The organism is Bacillus sp. REN3, from assembly GCF_017912555.1.
Lineage (GTDB): Bacteria > Bacillota > Bacilli > Bacillales > Cytobacillaceae > Mesobacillus.
The window spans coordinates 120,790-142,058 of record NZ_JAERSD010000011.1; the positions used below are offsets into that span (position 1 = coordinate 120,790).

Sequence of the window (21,269 nt, forward strand, 5' to 3'; positions counted from 1 at the left end):
GGAAAGAAATATGATCAAAATCACCCCCAAGGCTGTTCGCTGACAGCCTTTTCTTTATGTCAAAATCTGAGGTTAGTAAAGAGATAAGAAAAATTTTTAAAGAGTGGTTCAACATGGTGGCTCTATGGCGGTTAATATTTTTTGTCTTTACTTAAGAATATATCGTATAAAGAGATATTAAGAAAAAGGGGGCATTGTGACTCTAAAGAACACAATAAGTAATATTAATGAAAATTGGACTGATATTTATCATGCACTCCACTATGTCCATCAAGAAAATATTCCACACCAAGCTATACGATTGTTGAAGCACATAGAAAAGCAGCAAGTAACAACGATAGGCAATTTAGCTGCACATTTAAGTGTCTCTCACAATACAGCTTCTGAACACATTAAAAGGCTGATTAAAAAGGCTTGGTATCATGATCGCAGTAATTTCACTGAAAGCATCTTTTTTGTTATTTTTAACGATGGGATTTAGTGTTGCTGGGTGGGGAGTTTTTTTGATAGTCCAAAACTTTAAAGAAGGTAGCACCTTTTTTATGATTTGATTTGTGAATTAAAGTTATCGGAACAAAACTGTTGTTTTTCCTGGTTCTGTCTTTTTCAGTATTCCAGAAGATTTCAAAAAAACATCTCAAGAAGGAATTAATACCGAATTAGCCTTTGAAAAGTTTTCTTTCGCAAATAACCCCTAGAATGCTCAATACTCATTTGGATATTTTTATTATTCTATTCTAATTTTAATTGGCCAATAAAGAAGGGAAATAAAAAATAGATAGCATGAATGATAATGAATGATTCTTCCCGTAAGAAGCAACCGAAACACCCTGGGAACGATCGAAGCCAAAAATAGGAGGAATCCGGCGCTCAGCGTCTGGATTCCCTAATAATGTATTGAAATGCATAACCCATGATGGAAAAGAGGTAAATAGCAGCAAAAAAGTATATTGGAATCAGCCGTTCCAATTCATACACCTTCAACCTCTTAAATAATGCGCTAGCTGGAAAAGCAAGTAAATAATCAAGTACGAAGTTAACACCTAAGTATTTCCATATACTGCCGTAAGACAATTGGAATACCCAAAGTGTTGCTGCAATAAAAGGACCCAGTACAAAAGAAAGATCATTAAATATCTTGGCTGCTGTTCCACCGGCTACTCGCCAAAGATTTAAAGGCTTGGATAAAACTAACAGGATGGACACAAGTGAACTTATAAAAATTACTACCGGAAAAAAACGTCGAAACGAATGTTTTGGATACATAAGTAAAGATGACCAGGAAATGAGGACCATCCCTGTTCTTAATAAATTAGCGACCATAATGGCTCTCCTTTCTGTTTCTGGGATCAAAAAAATGTGTCAGGATTGTTTGCGCATTTTATAGTTTCTCCATAAATAAAAAAACTAAAAGCAATAGCGCGTAAATTATTGGAATTGTTTTTCCTAATGGTGTATCCTGTAAGTGAATTACCCACAACTTTTGTCCTGTTGAGGAGAATTGCCTTATGATCAGCGAAGAGGAAAAATGGATTTTCATAAGAGAACTGCGTCGCTTGATTGATGACTATCAAAAATGTCCTGATACCGAGTTCCGGGAACAGATCCATGAGGAAATCATGCAGCTAATAAGTGTTATTGATTGAGAGCCGCTGACCCAGCAGCTGGCAAACCTGACCATTAATGACTATACAAAAAGGCAGGAAGCGGTTAAGATTAAGACAATACTATCAGTATAGTTCTTATATTAGGGAGGATACTTAATCATTGGAAAATCGGCTGTTAGAACTTGAACAAAAGATTCATGATTATGAAACAATCATTTCCGAGATGTCCGCGCCTGTCATTCCTTCAATCGTTCCCGAAACGGTTCTTGTTCCTATCACAGGGATGATCAGAGCAGAGCGTTTTGAAAAAATCAGGACAAAACTCCTCAACTATGTTAAAAATAAAGAAATTGAAACTGCAATCGTGGATTTAACAGATATTACTGAAGATAAGGTAGAAAATGTATGTCTTGAAGAGGTAGGGAAAGAATTGCATCTTCTTTCTTTGGCTTTATCCATGATGGGTGTCAGAACTTTATTTGTTGGATTGAATCCCATGCTGGTGAAACGAATCGTGCTTAATGGGATACATCTCGATGCACAAACATTTTCAACTTTCCAATCGGCACTGCAGCATTTAATGAAGGAAAAAGGATTGGAATTCAGGAAAATAGATGAATAGCAAATGCCCGCAAAGAGCGGGCATTTTGCTTTTTATGCTTTTCGTTCAGATGGGGCTGAGATTCCTTCAAGTGCTTCACCAGCTTCAACATCAAGCTGTTCTGTTACGGCAAGGTCGCCTAATGATACAATTTCCATCAGTTTTCCATCATCCACGATTGGCAAGCGGCGGATTTGGACGTCAGCCATTAGGTCAGCTGCTTCTTGTGCGGTCGTATGGATTGTTCCTCGTACAGGATCCTTGGTCATCACTTCAGATATAGGTGTATCGAGGGATACATTCTTCGCAACTGCCTTGAGGACAATGTCCCTATCTGTCGCCATTCCTTTAAGCTGGTTGTTTTCACAAATTGGAATGGCACCAACATCCAGTTCCCTCATTTTTGCAGCCACGTCATGGATGGTGCTATCAGGGCTGCAAAATTCGACGTTTTTTGTCATTACCTTTTCTATCTTCATAGGATCACCCTCCTTGTCTTACTTTGAAATTTACCCGATCAGGCTTAAGTAAAACTGTTCGTTTTTTGGAAGGTTCGTTGATAGAATGATTATCAAAGGGTTTTTATACTTATGAAAGAGGGGAAATACCAACATGATTGATTTGAGAAGTGATACAGTCACGAAACCGACTGAAGAAATGAGAAAAGCAATGTATGAGGCAGAGGTTGGCGATGATGTATATCAAGAAGACCCGACGGTCAAGAATCTTGAGGAAACGGCAGCTGACATACTTGGAAAAGAAGATGCTTTATATGTGACCAGTGGAACCCAAGGGAATCAAATTGCTGTCCTCACTCATTGCCGTCCAGGTGAGGAGCTATTGCTTGAGGCCGAATCCCATATCTTTTTTTACGAATCAGGTGCGGTTGCGGCGCTGGCAGGTGTCCAGACACGAACTGTAAAAGGGATTCGCGGGGCGATGGAGCCCCAAAAAGTACTTGAGGCAATCCGTACAGATGATATCCACTTTCCTGAGACGGGTCTCATCTGCCTTGAAAATACCCATAATCGTGCAGGCGGGGCAGTTATTCCAGTTGGAAACATGGCAGAGATTTACAAAATCGCACAAGCAAGCAAGGTACCTGTCCATTTGGACGGAGCAAGGCTGTTCAACGCAGCAGCAGCGGCAAATGTGGATGTAAAAGAATTTAGCAATTATGCAGATTCCGTCCAGGTCTGCTTATCAAAAGGCTTGGGAGCACCTGTAGGCTCTATTATCGCTGGAAGCACCGAATTCATAGGGAATGCAAGAAAATGGCGCAAGCGGCTTGGAGGCGGAATGAGACAGGCCGGAGTCATTGCTGCACCTGGGTTGATCGCATTGACAAAAATGAGGGAAAGACTGGAAGAAGACCACGTTAATGCCAGGATGCTTGCTGATGGAATTACAGCTATACCAGGCATTGAAATCACAAGCCAGCCGGAAACGAATATCGTTGTAGCCGATGTAGCAGGATTGAACTTGACCTCTGAAGTGTTTGTCGAATTGCTTTGGAAAGAAGGAGTCATCGCCGGTACATTCGGAGCGACATCCGTTCGTTTCGTCACTCATTATGACGTTCCAAGAAATGATATCCATAAAGCAATTGATGCCATTGCAAGAGCAGCACGCCATTAACGGCCGTCGGCATCATTTGATATGAAAACAGTGTATCTATATAATTGAAATATATTTTCAAATATTAGGAGAAATGGAGGGATTAGGTATGTATGTTGTGCATTCAACTGTTAGGGTACCAGAGGGGAAATCTGAAGAAATTATTGGAATCTACCGGAATCGATCCAGGCGGGTCGATAGATTCAACGGGTTTCTATCCTTCCAATTACTTCAAAATGAACAAATTCCAACAGAATTGACTGTCCAGATTTGCTGGGAAACGAAGGAAGCATATCTCGATTACATAAAAAGTGAAGCATATAAAATGGTTCATCAACTTGAAAAAAACTATCCCGATCAGGAGCTTGCATCCATTAAGCCGAGGGTTCAGAGGTATAAGGTGGTGGCAAAATGAAACAGCCAACAATTGAAAAGATCATTGATAAAGTAACGGAAGACATTTTCCGTGACGATCCGGCTCTCCTCGAGAAATACGGGGAGCGGGGAAAACAGAAATGTCGCGAAGACAACGAACATCATTTAAGGCATCTTGCTACAGCGCATTCTCTTCGAGAGGGTGGTTCGTTTATTGATTATGCCCATTGGCTTAATGGAATCCTTACTGCAAGAGGAATGAAAACAGAGCATTTAATTGAGAACTTCGAAAGGCTGAAGGTTGCATTTGAGACACAAGACATTGAGGAGGATTTGTCGCTCTACCGGGAATATCTTAACAGGGCGATTGAATCCCTGAAAAAAGATGAATGAATAAAAGGAATCGAGGTGATCGGACGTGGAGGAAATTGCCAAGAAGCTCGCTGGCTTGCTTCTTGAAGGAGATCAGCAGGGAGCATGGGAACTCATAAAGGTTGAAAGTCTTTTGGGCAAGGACAGTCTCCATATCTATGAAAGGGTTTTGACACCTGCTATGAGGCATATCGGTTTCCTATGGGAGTCTAATGAAATCACTGTTGCCGATGAACACCTCGCTACTTCTACTTGTGACTTCATCCTTGCGCGGTATCTTTGGCATAAGCAAAAAGAATCCCCAACTGCTGTCATTCCAAAAAAAGTAATGTTCCTTTGTGTCGAGAAGGAGCAGCATTATTTAGGCTTGAAGATGGCCAGTCAGTTATTCAGCGAAGCAGGATGGAGGACACGGTTCCATGGTCCTAATCTCCCGTTGGATTATGTTAGGAAGGCAGCGGAAGAATGGCAGCCTGACGTTATTTGTATCTCGTTTTCAATCATTTACCATGCTGAGTACCTTGTCACATATATATCGGAACTTGAAGCCTTGCCATTACGGCCAACTGTAATCGTCGGGGGGAGACTTGTCGGCAAATACAATTTTGACCGCTATCGCTCCGAGAGGACAATATTAACGGACAACTTGAAGGACGTGCAAAAATGGCTGTCCAGCCAATCAAATGGGGTGAAATCGAGTGTATGATATGAAATATTTGCCCCAGCCATATTTTTTGATCGATCGGAATTACGAGATTCATTCTTTTTCAAACAGAAGTGAAATTATTTTTGATGTTGGGAAAAATTTTCTGCAGCTTGTTGACTGGGAGAGTACTGAAAAGGCAAAAAAGCTCCTTGAATTTCATGAAGGACTTGCAGAGGGGGAGCTGATCATGAAAACAAGAGAATCTCCCTACGCACTTATCGATTTGAGCATGAATTGGGAAGAGGAAATGTGCCATATTATCTGCACTGAAAAAGATCACCGACTTTCCGAGTTAGAAAATATTGTAGAAAGCCATCGCATTCGTTTAGCCGAAACAGACCTGGAACTTCTGGAAAAAAAAGATCAAGTGGAAGAAAAATTACTTGAAATAAAAAAACTATCATGTCCTTTTATCAAACTGACTAAACGGGCAGCATTAATACCGATGTTCGGCAGCCTCGATGGGGATTTGATCCGCCTAAACGAGGAAAAACTCCTGCGTACCGCCCAAAAAGGAGATTATGAAGAAATTTTATTTGATTTTAACGGGGTTGACGAGTTTAAAATTGACGGGGTTGAGGCGCTCGTTTCGCTGGTGAAAGAGCTGCAAATTATGGGAATCAAGCCAAGCATGATTGGCATTAAACCAAATCACGCGTTTTATTTAAATAACACAAACACCCGGCTGGATGTTCCGTTTCTGAATAGTCTTAGTAAAGCATTCAAGAAATGGATTAAAAGGAGGGAACACTTCGATGTTTAATAGTCGAGGTGTTTTTTATTTATTGAATTGAATTCAGGATGAGTGAGCCACCAATTCAGACACTAGGAAACTCTAAAATTCGACAATTCCACTGTTATTTCCCAACTGTGAACACCTAATCTTTTCTCTTGTGTTTATTCGAGTTTGTTTTAGTATTTTCACTTTGTTTATAGTAGAATTAATGACTGCTATGTTGGTTATTTACTATACTCTTTTCCTAAAGATTGCCGTTTTCAGAATGAATATAATAGAGGACTTGTATGAAATAAGATTCCAGAGAAAGGGGCCGGCCTTATTAAATGGATTATATAATTTACAGGCGACGAAATTGGAAAACAATAACAAAACATTGAATAATCCTCCTGTTTTTGCTGCCTTTTTCCCAATAGAAAAGTCTCAGTTCCTAGTTGATGAAGAATGAACCCATGAAATATACTAAACTCGCAGCAAGCAAGCTGCCATATATTTGGGATGAGAGGAGCAAGAGGATGAACAAGAAAAAAATACTCGGATCAACAGTACTTAGCTTGGCAATGGGGGTATCATTGTTTGCAACGGGTGCTTTCGGCGCTGCTGTGCCGGAAAGCCAGGAAACTTATCGAGTTTTGATTCATGGTTCGAGTTCCGAAAAGGCAAAAGCAAAAGAAAACTATGGCGAACGCTGGGATTTTGGAAGTCAGGGCTTTACAACAGAAGTGAACGGCAAACAATACCAGGCTTTATTGAAAAATAAAAACCTTAATATTACTAAGGTAGACAAGGTAGCTGTTGATGGCAGGGTCGAGGCAGCAGGCAAGAAAGGTGCTTCAGTCATGGCATCGTATCCAACGGACCAGACGCCTTGGGGAATCGAAGCAATCTATAATGACAGCAACATCAAATCAACTAGTGGAGGGGACGGCATCAAAGTTGCTGTTCTTGATACAGGTATCAACCGAAATCATATAGATTTAACTGATAATGTCGAACAGTGTAAAGATTTTACTCAAACTGGCTCCTCAATCGTAAATGGATCCTGCACCGACCGACACGGTCATGGTACTCATGTCGCTGGAACAGCTGTAGCAAATGGTGGCTATGATGGAGCTGGTATCTATGGAGTCGCTCCCCAGGCAGAACTTTGGGGATACAAGGTCTTGACTGATAACGGATCTGGATATTCGGACGATATTTCCACGGCTATCCGCCATGCAGCTGACGAAGGAGCCCGAACTGGATCCAAAGTTGTAATTTCCATGTCCCTTGGTTCAAGCGGAAAAGATTCGTTGATTGCAAGTGCCGTAGATTACGCGTATAGCAAAGGAGCGCTTGTTGTCGCTGCAGCCGGAAACAGCGGTCCAAGCGCCAATACAATCGGTTATCCTGGAGCACTAACAAGTGCGGTTGCGGTTGCGTCATTGGACAAAACTTTTGTAAATGGCACACATAAAGTATCTGATTTCTCATCCCGAGGAAATCCGAACACTGACGGTGATTTTTATATCCAGGAAAGAGATATAGAGGTTTCAGCTCCTGGCGGTTCCATTTACTCGACAGCTGTAGATGGAAATTATACGACAATGAGCGGTACTTCAATGGCAACTCCTCATATCTCCGGTCTTGCTGCTAAGCTTTGGTCTTCTAATAAATCCTGGACGGCTGGGCAACTTCGTTCTGAACTCCAGCGTCGTGCGAAGCTTTATGACATCAAAGGTGGAACCGGGGCAGCTACAGGGGATGACTACGCATCCGGTTTTGGTTTCCCTCGTGTGAAATAATCAAGAGATATGAAAATACAAGCCATCCAGTTTGATTACTGGATGGTTTGCTAATTAGATGGAACATTATCTATTTTAAGGGAATAATGGGTTTATTATCTAATCTTTAGGGAATAAGTAAAAGGGTTTGCCATAATAAAGATAGAATTTTCTAAAATGATTCTTTTGGACTGTTTTCTTTTTTTGAAACAATGGTAGATTATAGAAAAAGACAAAGCAAGAGGGTGAATATATGCGTTTTGGTCCATTAATCAAATTTTACCGAACCCAAAAAGGGATGACACAGAAAGAACTTGCCAATGGCATATGTTCCGTACCGCATTTGAGTAAAATTGAAGCCAATACGAAAGAAGCAAATCAGGAAACGATTGGGTTGCTATTAGAAAGGCTTGGAGTAAATATCCAATCGCTGTCTGAAAATGAAGAACAGATCGGTCCTTTGATCAGTGAGCTTAATGAAAAAATTGATTATTACCTGAATGAAGAAGCCGACAGGGCAATGCAAAAGCTGGAGGGGTATGAAAAAATCATCCCATTTACCTCATACTTGCATACATATGAACTTTCAAAGTACCGGTATATGCTGTTCAAAGGATGGCTTAAAGATGCGGAAAAGCAATTCGAGTTATTGAATAAGCAAAAGAAAATATTTTCCCAACCTCAACAGTCTTTATTTTGTTACCTTCATGCTGTAGAGTTATTAAAAAAGGGATCGTATAAAAAAGCGGATGAGCTGATGAGTACGATCGGTAAAAAAACAAAGATCGATATTTCAAGAGGAGAGCTGCTCTACCACCGCGCCTTAGCAAAGAGCTCACTTGAAGAACCGGGGTTCGCAATCCACTATGGTAGATTGGCATTGCAAGCTTTCATGGAGGATTATAATTTTGTAAGAATTCTGCACGCCTTAATGCTGCTTGGGATCAATTATACACATTCCAAGATATATGATGAGGCTTTGGATTGCTTTGAGCATCTAATCCGAAATGCTGAAATAATGAAAGAGCAATTGCTCCCGGAAATCTACCACAACATGGGGTATTTGAAAAAGAAACTCCAAAACACGGAGGAAGCCATTTCCTATTTTGAAAAGAGTCTGTCTATTCAATCACAAAATACTTCCCATTATCTTATCACGCTCTATTCTTTGGGAGAGCTCTATGTAGAGACAGAAAATATCGAAAAAGCACACCAGGCATTCAATGAACTACTAAAATTGGCGAAGGAATTGAATAACCGGAAATATAGGATACTTGCAAACTACCATCTTATGGCTTTTGATTCTCCTGAAAAGTCTCTCGTTTACTCAGAAAGAAAAGTGATTCCGTTCTTAGAAGAGAGTGAAGGCAACAGCGAAGACTTAATTGGTTTTTATAAGCTTGTGTCAAACCACTATCGTAAGATAGGAAGGTACGACCAGGCTGTAAAATATATTGAAAAGATCAATTGAAAGGAAGGTTTTAGCCATGGAAAAAAGAAGAGCTAGCAACCCACCTATCCAGCCTCCAGTATAATTTCATCATGGAAAAAAGGCCATCACAGGCCTTTTTTGTTTTTTATAAGGAGGTTGGGAAACTTATCCCGGGTCGATATACCCCCATAAGTCAACGGTATGATTCGAACTATTTTCTCGAAGTCGGAAATTCCGGTCAATTGCGGAGGAGGTTCGGTATGGGCACAATCAGTGTGAATATTGATGAATTGTTGGAAGCAACCATTGAAATCGCCGATGAAGATATAAGTTTTCAGCTGAACCCGATTGAAATAGATCATTTGCTTGAAAACACACGTCACTGGTGACATGCTGAATCCGTTCCGATTTAAGGAGCGGTTTTTTATTTTTTGTTTTTACAGAACATACGTACTATAATAAGGAAAAGAGATTAAAGTTGGTGAACGGATGGTCTATGAAGTGAAAGTTCCGGTTAGGACACTGGCCGAATATGTATACAGGAGCGGAAGCATTCAATCAGGTTTCAAAACTTCCAGTTCGTTCACGGAAGGAGCCAGGATTCATCGGGAGATTCAAAAAAACTACCATGAATCCGATCGAAGCGAGGTTTTCCTAAAGTCAAGCATCGAATATGAGGATATTCTTTACCTCATTGAAGGGCGCTGCGACGGTCTTCTTCATTCAGGGGAAAGAATAACGATTGATGAAATAAAGTCAACATCTCTATCACTGGAATTGATTGATGAGGATTCCTATCCGGTCCATTGGGCACAGGCTGATTGTTATGCCTATATGTATTTGCAGCAAACAGATATTGAATTGATTGATATACAACTTACCTATGTCCAAAAGAGTACAAATGAAATCAGACGATTTAAAAGGACAAGGAGCCGGGGAGAACTTGACCGGATTGTTCTGCATCTTATCAAGATGTACGCACCATTCGCGAGACTACGAATGAACCACGTGAAGTACCGGAATCCCAGCATAAACCAGCTTTCCTTTCCGTTCGACGCTTATCGGAAAGGGCAACGTCTCCTCGCTGGCGCAGTATATAAAACCATCGTCGACCAGCAGGTTCTTTTTGCGAGTGCTCCTACCGGGATAGGCAAAACCATTTCTACTATATTCCCTGCTGTCAAGGCTATAGGAGAAGGAGAGATTCAAAGCTTCTTTTACCTTACAGCAAAGACTACGACAAGACAAAGCGCTGAAGAAGCATTCCGGTTGTTGGAAAAACAAGGACTGCTCCTTAAGGTTGTTTCCATAACGGCAAAAGATAAGATATGTATGACTGAAGAGGGGATTTGTTCAAAGGAATACTGTCCGTATGCTGACGGTTATTATGATCGAATCAATGAAGCCGTGCTCGATATACTCCGGAATGAACAGCATCTCGACCGGGAGTGTATCAGTAAATATGCCAGGAAACATAAAGTTTGCCCATTTGAATATTCCCTTGAGCTTGCATATGGAGCGGATGCCGTGATTTCCGATTATAATTATGTTTTCGATCCGACTGTTTCGCTGAAACGTCTGTTTGAGGATCAAAAAAAGCGCACAGTCCTGCTTGTCGATGAGGCTCATAACCTTGTTGACAGAGGCAGGGAAATGTTTTCAGCTGAATTGGAGAAAGCGGATTTCCTTAAATTGAGAAGGGAATACAAAGATAAGGATCGACGATTGTCTGATGTTTGCAAGAATATCAATGAGTATTTCATACAGATCAAGAAACGGATAAGCCCAGTTAAGGCCGCTGTTTTCGATGAGGATGCTGATAGACTTAATGAATTGATTGCCGAGTTCATTGATTATGCCGAAAGGAAACTGGTCCAGGCTGACGAATTCCCTGAACACCTCCTCGACACTTATTTTGCCTGTCAGGGTTGGATTCGCATCAGTAAACAATTCGATGAGCACTATGCTCTGTATGCCGGACTTGACGGGAATGATGTTAAAGTAAAACAATTTTGTCTGGATCCTTCCCATTTTATCAGACAGGCTGCCAAACAGTTCAAAGCGGTTATTCTTTTCTCCGCGACATTAAGCCCATTCAAATACTACAACGATATGCTTGGCGGAGATGAACATGATTACCGTATTTCCATTGATTCTCCATTTACTAGCGAGCAGGTTGTTGTTCTTATAAAATCCCTATCAACCAGGTTTCATGACAGGGAGAAGTCAATCCGCACGATTACAGACACGATTGAGAAGGCTGTGAAGAGCACGCCTGGAAACTATTTGGTCTTCTTCCCATCATATAAATATTTAAATTCCGTTGCAGACGAATGGGCAGCAAGGAATACAGGAATTGACACGATAATTCAGGGCCCAGGCATGAGGGAAGGAGATCGTGAAGGTTATTTAAACAGCTTCCAGGATGAAAATACCAATTCACTTATAGGCTTTGCTGTTCTCGGGGGCATATTCTCAGAAGGTGTCGATCTTAAAGGAGACAGGCTGAATGGAGTCATTGTTGTGGGAGTCGGCCTGCCGCAGATTGGATTTGAACGTGATCTAATAAAAACGTATTTTTCTAAGGTTGGGAAAAACGGCTATGATTACGCCTATATTTATCCAGGAATGAATAAAGTCCTTCAGGCAGGAGGGAGATTGATCCGCTCTGAAACGGACACAGGAACGATCATCCTGGTCGATGACCGCTATCTGCATGCCAAGTACCAACAAATGCTGCCCGTAGAGTGGCGTAATTTCAGAGTCATCTAAAAAGGGCGTTCATGATACCCATTTCCATCTGTTCATTACAAAGATCATCGATAGTGATTTCCTCAGTTTCAGTCATGATCCCTTAAATCATTTGAAACTACAGCCGCTTTTCCAATGCTGTTTCACCATCCCTTTTTTTCAGAACTAGCACTGGCTGAAAATCTATCCGCACCTCATTAAAATCAAATGAAGCCAGAGAAGGTCCCACTACATCTTTTCTGTATGATGATGATAAAACCTTGTCCTCAGCTACAATGTAAAACTTAGGAGTAGTGAAAGGGAACGCAAAAGCGTGATGCGCTCCCTTTGGGGACGCAATGAGTAGTGAAAGGGATCGCAAGAGCGTGTTGCACCCCCTTTGGGGGCGCAATGAGCAGTGAAAGGTAACGCAAGAGCGTGTTGCACCCCCTTTGGGGGCGCAATGAGTAGTGAAAGGGGTCGCAAGAGCGTGTTGCACCCCCTTTGGGGGCGCAATGAGTAGTGAAAGGGGTCGCAAGAGCGTGTTGCGCTCCCTTTGGAGGCTTAGGGAGCAGTGAAAGGGATCGCAAGAGCGTGTTGCACTCCCTTTGGGGGCACAATGAGCAGTAAAAGGGATCGCAAGAGGGTGATGCGCTCCCTTTGGGGACGTAATGAATAATGAAAGGGAACGCAAGAGCGTGATGCGCTCCCTTTGGAGGCACAATGAGCAGTAAAAGGGTACATTTTTACAGGATTAACGGTAGAAGGATTGCGTTATAGGATATGATTGAATGTAAAGTAGGGAGGAGAAGACAGCATGAAAAAATTTCTTAAGCGGATTCGTCTCATATTCAGAATCAGGAAATTTATACCGTTCTTAATAGAATTCTTCACAACAAAATCAGTACCGTTGACCCGGAAATTGCTTTCCATTGGTTTGATCATCGGCTATTTCCTTTTGCCATTTGATATCATCCCTGATTTTATTACATTTTTCGGTATCGTGGATGACGTAGGTGTGTTGTTGGTCATTCTCCAGCAAATCATCAAAATGGCACCTGTCGAATTGAAGGAGAAATATAAAATGAATGAGTAACCTTTGTGCAGAAAAACGGCTTCCCATATTGGAAGCCGTTTCTTATGTCCCGGCGGGTAATTTACGCCATCATATAGTCATCCTCTTTATAAATCGCCTTATCCTGCACGATTCCCTCTACTTCCGAGCCTTCAAGTGTTTCTTTCTTGAGGAGAGCTTCGACCAGCCTTTCGAATTGTAGCTGATGGGCATTGATGATTCGCTCTGATTTTTCCAGAGCATCATCAAACAACTCCTGCATCTTAGTTTCCTTCAATCCTTTAGAAAAGGTTAGGGAGAATCCTTCCTGCAGCAAACCAGTGTCAACCATTTGTTCAATGATTTGCTTTGCTTGCTGCACATCTCCGCTGACACCAATGCTATGCTCACCTAAGAAGATTCTTTCTGCAACTCCGCCCGCCAGAATCATCGCAATCCTGTCAATCAAGTCACTTGTCGTTGATAGTTGAAGTTCTTTAGGAATGGGCGCAACGTATCCGAGTGCCTGTCCTCTTGGGATAATGGTTGCCTTGCGGACAGAACCAGGCTTTGTAACGGAAGAAACGAGGGCGTGTCCAGCTTCGTGAATCGCTACCCTTCGCTTTGTTTCAGCATCCTGAAGTGAACGGGATGTGCTGCCAAGAATTGTCCTGTCCAGGGCATAGTCGATATCGTTCTTGGCAATATAGTCTTGCCCATTGCGGAGTGCACGCCTGCTTGCCGTTTCAAATAGGGAGTAAAGTTCAGCGCCTGAGAAACCTGATGTGCTTTCTGCAAGGTCACATAGTGATGCTGTGACATCATCTGCGAGATTCTTGTTTTTAATATGGATGTCGATGATTTCTCTCCGCCCCTTTGTATCAGGAAGAGGGACATTGAATGAGAAATCGATCCTTCCTGGTCTTAGGAAGGCATCATCAAGCATATCTTTCCTGTTCGTTGCTGCGATGAACAAAATTCCGTCATTTGAGTGGCCACCATCAAGCTGGACGAGAAGTTCTGTCAATGTCTTCTCAGCTTCCTCACCGCCATGGGGCTTTCTTTTTCCCGCAAGTGCATCGACTTCATCAATGAAGATGACCGCAGGACTTTGTTTGCGGGCAGTTTGGAATAAACTGCGGACACGTGATGCACCAACACCGATGAACATTTCATTAAAGGCTGAACCGCTCGTAGAGAAGAAGTTTGCATTCAGCTCCTTTGCAATTGCCTGGGCTAGCAAGGTTTTTCCTGTTCCAGGAGGACCATACAAAAGGATTCCCTTAGGAGGCTTGATCCCCATCCTGGCAGATTTTTCAGGTTCTTTTAGAATCGACAGTGTCTGAAGGATTTCTTCCTTCATTTCATCGCCAAGGCCGCCGACATCCTCAAAAGAAATGTTAGGCAAAGGGCTGGTTTTTGATACGCTGTTCCTCATTCTATTGCCGGTACCAATGCCACCCGTTTTCTTTTGGATCACATAGACTGCACCCATCAGGAGCACGAGGACACCTCCGAGAATCCACGCTCCATATTTGCTGTTGCTTGTATATTCATAGCTGATGTTATTTTCAGCCAGTATTTTATCGACCATTTCACTGCCTGGCGGCACTTGAGAAACATAGGTTGCTTTTTCTGTTTCCAATATGAGTGTTCCATTTTCATACTCTTTTAGAGTAGCTGGTTCCGTTCCTAGGTTTTCAGCTTTAATTACTAATGATGAAAAAGGGATTGATACCTTTTCATCAGCATTTTGAGTCACTAATGTCGCAGCTATTGCCAAAATCACCATAAACACCGCAAAGAGCGGAAGAAACTTTGAGATCAATTTGGAATTGGAATTCAATACTGTCAGCTCCTTATCGAATCTATATACCATTATAAGTAATATGGAAGCCTTATAAATAGGAAAATCGATTGAGTATGAGTGGTAAATTTATGTAAGAGCGGGAGGGAAGGTTTAAAAGCCTTGTATAGTGGGAATATACAGCGGTTTTAATCTATCTTGCTGAGCAGATGTTTTGTGAAAGGTTTGTGACACTTTGGCATGTTGGGAAATTTTTCTGTATTCCCTCTTTTTAATATATTGAAATTTTTGGCAGGTAATTGCGGGTTACGGTCTGAATCGCTACAATTAACAAGAACGCTGATTAAAGGAACACTCAGGGGGGATCTATTTGAAGGGTTGGAAAAATCCCTTGTTGCTCGTTTTTGGTATAGGGGTTTCAAACATTGGAAATTGGATTTATTTTGTAGCAATCAATCTATTGGTTTTGAAATTGACGGGATCGGCTGCCGCCATAGCCGGTTTGTTCATTATAAGGCCACTGGCAATCCTGGTGACGAATACATGGGCTGGCACTGTAATAGATAGAATAAACAAAAGAAAACTTATGATATACATAGATCTGATCAGAGGATTGCTGATCGGTGCCATTCCATTCTTTACTTCGATGGTTCCCATTTACATTATCATGTTCCTTACAAACGTAGCTGGTGCGTTTTTTGCTCCAACATCTGAAACTTACATCGCGAAACTTGTCCCGCCAGAGAAGAGGAAGCGGTTTAATTCCATCTTTTCTTTTACGACCTCAGGTGCCATGCTGCTCGGGCCGAGTGTATCTGGAATATTGATCATGTATGGAAGTCTTGATACAAGCATATATATTAACTCAGTAACCTTCTTTCTATGCGCTATCGCGATTTCCCTGCTGCCTGATGTAGACAAAGAGCATACAGATGGACAGGTCAGGGAAAGAATCACAATGCGGATGATCATGAATGATTGGAAGTCAGTTTATGAATTTGGAAAAACAGCAGCAGGCTTCATGCTCGTGTTCTTGATTTTCCAATTCATTACATTGATTTCCTTTGCATTGGATTCCCAGGAGGTAACTTTCATCCAGCAGGTCGTAGGCTTATCGGAGAAAAATTACGGTCTTTTGGTCAGTTTGACTGGTGCCGGATATGTCGCAGGCTCTTTTACGGTTTCTGCACTGGCTAACCGGCTCTCAGTCCGCATGCTGATTGGCATGGGGTCATTCCTGTCTGTTACCGGCTATTTACTGCTCTATATTTCTAGTTCTGCAACAGTGTCTTTGGCTGTCATCGGCTTTATCATCGTGGGATTCTTCTCGCCCTTTTCTTTCACAGGCTACACAACCTTCTTCCAGAACAATGTGCCTTTGGGACTGATGGGGAGATTTAGCAGTGCTTTCGGTTTTTTTCAGGCTATTTTCCAAATCATTTTGACTCTGCTGCTAGGTTATTTGGCGGAAATAATCGAACTTCAGATTGTTACCATTGCGTTTTCCGGGATTGGAATAATTCTCGCCGTTTTCCTATTCACAGTTGTATTCCTTCAGTCTAAACAGAACCTATTTGTTATTGATTCTAAGACTGAGCTTTCTGAAAAAGGATGAACATAAGCTGTACAGGCTCTTGAGAAACTGTACAGCTTTTTCATTTATATCGTCTTTGTAAGTCTGAATCTGTGTTCGTTAATATTGCGGCTCTTAAAGCAGCCAATAAATTCCCTTACAGCATCCGCGCTTTTCATTGGGGGCTAGGATTTTCGGAGAATGTCCCGCCGTGAAGCATCAGAAAGGATTCTTGCCAAATCTTTTCCTCGATTTTTCGAGAAACTTTTTCAATCGGATTCGTTTTTCTTTCCCCACCAGCCTTTAACCCGAAAAATGCCAGAGATCAATGCTCCTGTGCCAAACATGAGTACAAGGGCATATCCATATCCGAACTTCCATTTCAATTCCGGCATGTATTCAAAATTCATTCCATATAAACCAGCGATGAACGTCATTGGAAGAAAAATCGCACTTACGAGGGTCAATGTTTTCATAATGCTGTTGGCATGGTCTGATTTCAACGTCATTTGCAGGTTGAAAATGCTGTCAAGGGAATCCTTGAAGGTATCAAGTGCTCCCACTACCCGGCTGTATCGGTTGATCAATTCTTTAAAGTAATAGGATGTGTCTTCATCAACAAAGCGCAAATCGCCCCTGCCAATTGTATCCATGACCTGATCCTGTGCCTCGATTGTTTGCCTCAATTCATGAAGGACCGTTTTCCAGCGATGGATACTACGGGCAATACCATTGGCGAATGGCCGGTCAAACACCTCTCTCTCCAGGCTCTGGATACGATCCGAAATGTTGTCTATCATTTTTAAATCGATGCTGGCCACTTTATCGAATATGTAAAATAGGAGCTTCCCTGGAGTGGCCATTTTTTCAGGATGGTCTGTAAAGAGCTGTTCAAGTTCGCCCAGCAGATGAATATTCTCTTCTTCTTTTGTAATGACATAATTGTCTCCAATCAATATAGTGACTTTCGCCTGGGTATAATCATCCTCAATAGCAAAAAGCGAGATGATTGCTTCATTTCTGAATACATCAATTTTAGGAATATCACTGAAATGATCCAGTCCCTTTTTTGCTAGAGGGTGGATATCAAGCAATTGAATGACGTTAAGGAATCCTTGTTCATCGGCAGGGTTAAAATGGATCCATACTATTTCGCCAGTTGATCCAGCGGAGAATGAATAACGATCCTCTTTCGTAATTGTATGAGTAGCACAGTCGTAACGAAGCATGGAATGCCTCCTTTCGGCGCATTATTTCTTATCATTTCCCAGGAATTTGTGATTATCCAGCACTTTAAGCTTTGATAACAGCAAAATGAATGTTTTCGAATTCGCTAGAGAATCACCGGAGTTTTTTTCAATAGAATAATCTTTATTCGTACAGCAAGGTAAGATGTCTTGGTTCTTTCATTTTTCATGGCAAAATGGATTCTTCTTCCTTTTAATAGGGAGGCAGTAAATGCTGGAAAATCGAAATGCCAGTCAGGTTATTGAGTCTTTACCGATCATGATGGTGTCCTGTTTTCAATCATCGTTTATTAAGTATTCAATTTATCTGTACGCTTAATTGAACTGTCCTTTTTTGGAATGAGATGGAATAGTTTCAGGAAAATCAGTGAACCTTATAGAATGTAAATTTGAAATTTGGGGTGTAAGGAATTGTCTTACTTGCAGGTAAAAGAGCGACATTTAGTCATCGCTTCCCTTATTGCAATCGCTATCTTTGTTTCTCCTTATTTTATTTTGGGGGAAGATGCCCACATCAGAGTCCATGACAATTTGGATTCAAACATAGCATGGTACAGGGTCCTCGCGGAAAGCGGACAAATTGCAGGTCCGTTGACCGCTGAAATTCCCCAGGTGATCAATGGCCTGCCCAGGAACGCATTGGGAACGGAATATACATTGATCGTGTGGCTATATGCTCTATTTCCAACGATGGTGGCATATGGTTTAAGTCAGGCGATTACCAGGTTTGTTGCTTTTATCGGTATGTATTTGCTTCTAAAAAAACATATCCTCCCCGAAGAACGAAGCAGGATGATCACGGTTGGTACGGCATTAGCTTTTGCGTTGACACCATTCTGGCCATCCGGAATGTTGAGTACCCTTGGAATGCCGCTTGCTTTATGGGCTCTGCTCAATATACGGCAAGGGGAAAAACGTTTTGTGAATTATTTGGTCCTGTCCTTGCTTCCATTTTACTCAAGCATCGTGCTTGGCTTCTTTTTTTTCCTGAGTGCGATGGGCATCTTCTGGCTTGCGGATGTTATCAGAGGGAAGGGGTGGAACTGGAGGTTCTTGCTGGCAATTGCTTATATGACACTCGTTTATCTCGTTGCTGATTATCGGCTTGTATATTCTTTCCTATTTGATGACGAGCCGAATAGCAGGGACGAATACTTCCATGCCAGACTGACATTCGGTCATTCTCTCAGGCTGACATTCAAGAACTTCATCCTTGGCCACCACCATGCGATGACCGTCCACACATTCGTCATTCTGCCAGTGGTCATTGCAGCATTGCTGATGATCTGGAAAAAGGATTTGTGGAAGAAGGAAAGGGTTTTTGTTTTCTTGTTCGTGTTCAATTTTCTGCTTTCAGTGTGGTATGCTTTTTGGTTTTATAAAGGGTGGCTTCCGCTTACCGAGAGGTTTCATTTCTTGGATACGTTTAATTTTGCCCGTTACCATTTCCTTCGGCCACTGGTGATTTACATCCTGTTCGCGATTTCGTTGAAAATCCTGATGGAAGCAGGTACGAGCTGGAGAAGGGCCGTTCCATTCCTGATTGGTGCTCAACTGTTCCTGCTTGCCCTGACAAACGAAGAAATCATCTTCAAACACAAACCCAGTGTGAGGGAATTTTATGCGGAAGAATTATTTTCGGATATAAGGAAGCATATTGGAAAACCTCAGGAAGATTACAGGGTCGCAAGTATAGGACTTCATCCAGCGGTCTCTCAATACAATGGCTTCTATACACTCGATACGTATAACAATTTTTACCCGCTGGAATACAAATATAAATTCAGGGAAATCATCGCGAAGGAACTGGAAAAGAATAAAAAGATCCGGGTTTATTTTGATGAATGGGGTGGGCGTTGTTATTTGTTTACAGATGAACTTGGCAAGCATTACATGTTCAAGAAGAATTCGAAAAAAAGGATCATGAATCTCGAACTGAACCTGCAGCCGTTCAAAGAAATGGGTGGGGAGTATATCTTTTCTTCGGTGCCTATCGATAACGCAGACGAGAATGGCATGAGGCTTGATAGGATTTTCCATTCCAAATCAAGCGCATGGAAAATATATCTGTATAAAGTTCTCTAAAAGCATACTATCAATGTTTCTTGAGCAGCAAGGAGGATGCAGCAATGAATGAACCAAATTTGACGATCGTCGTTCCTTGTTATAATGAGGAAGCCGTTTTGCAGGAAACCATCGACCAGTTGAAACAGTGCCTCCGGGGAATGATCACAAAAAGGATGGTCTCCATTAAAAGCAAAATCCTTTTTGTTGATGATGGCAGCATGGATAGGACCTGGGATATCATCTACAAGGAATGCCTGGAAGGTGAAATGGTAAAGGGCGTGAAGCTGTCAAGGAATGTCGGTCATCAGAATGCTCTGCTTGCAGGGCTTTTTTCTGCAAAGGATGCATCTGATTGCATCGTGACCATTGATGCCGACCTTCAGGATGATGTGTCAGCAATCTATGAAATGGTCAAGCAATTCAAAAAAGGATTCGAGGTTGTTTATGGAGTCCGGAGCAAACGGGACAGTGATTCATTCTTTAAAAGATTCACGGCTGAAAGCTTTTATAAGCTGATGCAAAACCTGGGGGTGAATCTTGTATACAATCACGCTGATTTCCGTCTGATGAGCAGGCGCGCCGTAGAAGAGCTTGGGCATTTTGCCGAAGCGAATATGTTTCTGCGCGGAATCGTCCCGCTGATTGGATTCAATTCCACTTCTGTTTTTTATGAAAGGAAGGAGAGGTCTGCAGGAGAAACCAAATATCCCTTGAAAAAAATGCTGGCATTCGCTTTTGACGGGATCACTTCCTTCTCCGTAACTCCAATCAGGATGGTCCTAGTTGTTGGGTTCATCTCCTTTTTTGTCAGCATGCTGTTCGGCAGTTATTTCATGGTCCTGAAATTATTTGGCAACACACAGCTTGGCTGGACGTCGTTAATTACCTCGATTTGGCTAATTGGTGGCCTTCAGCTGATCGCCCTAGGTCTGGTTGGGGAGTACATTGGGAAAATTTACAAAGAAACGAAGCGCCGTCCGAAATATATCGTTGACATCGATTTATTCAATTTGCCATTGCCCCGCAGGCAAATGAATGCGGAAGGAACAGAGTATGAACCATTTAACGCTGAAGTACGCAACCGCTAATTCTTTTATCAAGTTCCTGCTTGTAGGCACTGTGAATACGACAATCGGTCTTTCTACCATGCTCTTTCTGCAGAATGGTCTGATGCTGCCCTATTGGTTCTCAACTTTCACCGGGAACTCAATCGGCGCTGGGACGAGCTTCATATTGAACAGGGCATTTACTTTCAATAGCAATGTTTCCCTTCGGAAAGGAGGGCCGAAATTCATTGCGGTCATCCTTGCCAGTTATATTCTCTCTTTTTCTTTAAGCCTTGCGGTATCAGCTGTTTTGTCGCTGGGGACATCTTGGGTCAGTCCAGATAACTTCGCCATAATACTTGGTTCATGCATTTATACTGTCACGAATTATTTCGGTCAGAAATTGTTCGTCTTCAATTCGAAAGCATAAAAGAAAAGACGCCTGACGGCGTCTTTTCTCAGACTGTAGACAAACTCGATGGAAATCGAGCTTGTCTACAGTTTTTTTGGTTTGTGCTGGAATAGGGCTGTTGATT

The 21,269-nt window shown here is 41.9% G+C and carries 21 protein-coding genes; 17 read left to right on the plus strand and 4 right to left on the minus strand.

Features of this window, described 5'->3' with window-relative positions; translation table 11 throughout:
* Positions 1-196 precede the first annotated feature (196 nt).
* A complete protein-coding gene (locus JJQ88_RS11765) occupies positions 197-481 on the plus strand; it encodes a helix-turn-helix domain-containing protein (protein ID WP_210366093.1) in 285 nt (94 codons plus the stop codon).
* 389 nt (positions 482-870) lie between these two features.
* Here JJQ88_RS11765 and JJQ88_RS11770 read toward each other — a convergent pair whose 3' ends face one another.
* The gene (locus tag JJQ88_RS11770; protein WP_210366094.1) at positions 871-1,323 is read right to left on the minus strand and encodes a hypothetical protein; all 453 of its coding nucleotides are present in this window, start codon (positions 1,321-1,323) and stop codon (positions 871-873) included.
* Positions 1,324-1,508: 185 nt separating this feature from the next.
* On the opposite strand from JJQ88_RS11770, the gene JJQ88_RS11775 reads away from it, so the two are divergent.
* Together JJQ88_RS11775 and JJQ88_RS11780 are read left to right on the plus strand one after the other, a co-directional pair.
* Entirely contained in the window at positions 1,509-1,646 is a 138-nt protein-coding gene (locus JJQ88_RS11775; RefSeq protein WP_210366095.1) for a hypothetical protein, read from the plus strand.
* Between the two features lie 121 nt (positions 1,647-1,767).
* Positions 1,768-2,229 (plus strand): STAS domain-containing protein, encoded by a 462-nt coding sequence (locus JJQ88_RS11780; protein ID WP_210366096.1) that lies wholly within the window; start codon positions 1,768-1,770, stop codon positions 2,227-2,229.
* A 32-nt stretch (positions 2,230-2,261) separates the two neighbouring features.
* On the opposite strand, the gene JJQ88_RS11785 is transcribed toward JJQ88_RS11780, so the two are convergent.
* The gene (locus JJQ88_RS11785) at positions 2,262-2,687 is read right to left on the minus strand and encodes a CBS domain-containing protein (protein WP_210366097.1); all 426 of its coding nucleotides are present in this window, start codon (positions 2,685-2,687) and stop codon (positions 2,262-2,264) included.
* A 133-nt stretch (positions 2,688-2,820) separates the two neighbouring features.
* On the opposite strand from JJQ88_RS11785, the gene ltaE reads away from it, so the two are divergent.
* The 10 genes from ltaE to JJQ88_RS11830 all read left to right on the plus strand — a co-directional run bounded on the left by ltaE (position 2,821) and on the right by JJQ88_RS11830 (position 13,035).
* Positions 2,821-3,846 (plus strand): low-specificity L-threonine aldolase, encoded by a 1,026-nt coding sequence (gene ltaE, locus JJQ88_RS11790; protein ID WP_210366098.1) that lies wholly within the window; start codon positions 2,821-2,823, stop codon positions 3,844-3,846.
* A gap of 88 nt (positions 3,847-3,934) precedes the next feature.
* A complete protein-coding gene (locus tag JJQ88_RS11795) occupies positions 3,935-4,240 on the plus strand; it encodes an antibiotic biosynthesis monooxygenase family protein (protein WP_210366099.1) in 306 nt (101 codons plus the stop codon).
* A complete protein-coding gene (locus JJQ88_RS11800) occupies positions 4,237-4,593 on the plus strand; it encodes a hypothetical protein (RefSeq protein WP_210366100.1) in 357 nt (118 codons plus the stop codon). Before JJQ88_RS11795 ends, JJQ88_RS11800 begins: the two co-directional genes overlap by 4 nt.
* A 25-nt stretch (positions 4,594-4,618) precedes the next feature.
* Positions 4,619-5,278, plus strand: coding sequence for a cobalamin B12-binding domain-containing protein (locus JJQ88_RS21685; protein ID WP_210366101.1), 660 nt, complete (start codon positions 4,619-4,621; stop codon positions 5,276-5,278).
* A 1-nt stretch (position 5,279) separates the two neighbouring features.
* A complete protein-coding gene (locus tag JJQ88_RS11810) occupies positions 5,280-6,041 on the plus strand; it encodes an STAS domain-containing protein (RefSeq protein ID WP_349237128.1) in 762 nt (253 codons plus the stop codon).
* A gap of 488 nt (positions 6,042-6,529) precedes the next feature.
* Entirely contained in the window at positions 6,530-7,798 is a 1,269-nt protein-coding gene (locus JJQ88_RS11815) for a S8 family peptidase (RefSeq protein WP_210366103.1), read from the plus strand.
* Between the two features lie 232 nt (positions 7,799-8,030).
* Entirely contained in the window at positions 8,031-9,248 is a 1,218-nt protein-coding gene (locus tag JJQ88_RS11820) for a tetratricopeptide repeat protein (RefSeq protein WP_210366104.1), read from the plus strand.
* 221 nt (positions 9,249-9,469) lie between these two features.
* The gene (locus JJQ88_RS21525; protein ID WP_282597689.1) at positions 9,470-9,598 is read left to right on the plus strand and encodes a hypothetical protein; all 129 of its coding nucleotides are present in this window, start codon (positions 9,470-9,472) and stop codon (positions 9,596-9,598) included.
* 100 nt (positions 9,599-9,698) lie between these two features.
* A complete protein-coding gene (locus tag JJQ88_RS11825; protein WP_210366105.1) occupies positions 9,699-11,981 on the plus strand; it encodes an ATP-dependent DNA helicase in 2,283 nt (760 codons plus the stop codon).
* 775 nt (positions 11,982-12,756) lie between these two features.
* Positions 12,757-13,035 carry a YkvA family protein gene (locus tag JJQ88_RS11830; protein ID WP_210366106.1) on the plus strand — a complete coding sequence of 93 codons (279 nt, stop codon included), beginning with the start codon at positions 12,757-12,759 and terminating at the stop codon, positions 13,033-13,035.
* A 61-nt stretch (positions 13,036-13,096) separates the two neighbouring features.
* Here JJQ88_RS11830 and JJQ88_RS11835 read toward each other — a convergent pair whose 3' ends face one another.
* Positions 13,097-14,839 (minus strand): AAA family ATPase, encoded by a 1,743-nt coding sequence (locus JJQ88_RS11835; protein ID WP_210366107.1) that lies wholly within the window; start codon positions 14,837-14,839, stop codon positions 13,097-13,099.
* A 331-nt stretch (positions 14,840-15,170) separates the two neighbouring features.
* On the opposite strand from JJQ88_RS11835, the gene JJQ88_RS11840 reads away from it, so the two are divergent.
* On the plus strand, positions 15,171-16,415 hold the full coding sequence (locus JJQ88_RS11840) for an MFS transporter (RefSeq protein ID WP_210366108.1): 1,245 nt from the start codon (positions 15,171-15,173) through the stop codon (positions 16,413-16,415).
* 227 nt (positions 16,416-16,642) lie between these two features.
* On the opposite strand, the gene JJQ88_RS11845 is transcribed toward JJQ88_RS11840, so the two are convergent.
* Entirely contained in the window at positions 16,643-17,602 is a 960-nt protein-coding gene (locus JJQ88_RS11845) for a magnesium transporter CorA family protein (protein WP_210366109.1), read from the minus strand.
* A 438-nt stretch (positions 17,603-18,040) separates the two neighbouring features.
* Between JJQ88_RS11845 and JJQ88_RS11850 the strand changes: the two genes are divergently transcribed.
* From JJQ88_RS11850 to JJQ88_RS11860, 3 genes are read left to right on the plus strand one after another with little or no spacing between them, the layout of a single operon-like run.
* On the plus strand, positions 18,041-19,705 hold the full coding sequence (locus JJQ88_RS11850) for a DUF6044 family protein (protein ID WP_210366114.1): 1,665 nt from the start codon (positions 18,041-18,043) through the stop codon (positions 19,703-19,705).
* Positions 19,706-19,749: 44 nt separating this feature from the next.
* Positions 19,750-20,775: a glycosyltransferase family 2 protein gene (locus tag JJQ88_RS11855; protein WP_210366110.1), complete on the plus strand. Its 1,026-nt coding sequence runs from the start codon at positions 19,750-19,752 to the stop codon at positions 20,773-20,775.
* Positions 20,741-21,163, plus strand: a complete 423-nt coding sequence (locus JJQ88_RS11860) for a GtrA family protein (protein WP_210366111.1) — start codon at positions 20,741-20,743, stop codon at positions 21,161-21,163. The genes JJQ88_RS11855 and JJQ88_RS11860 overlap by 35 nt, the downstream gene beginning before the upstream one ends.
* Positions 21,164-21,269: the final 106 nt, after the last annotated feature.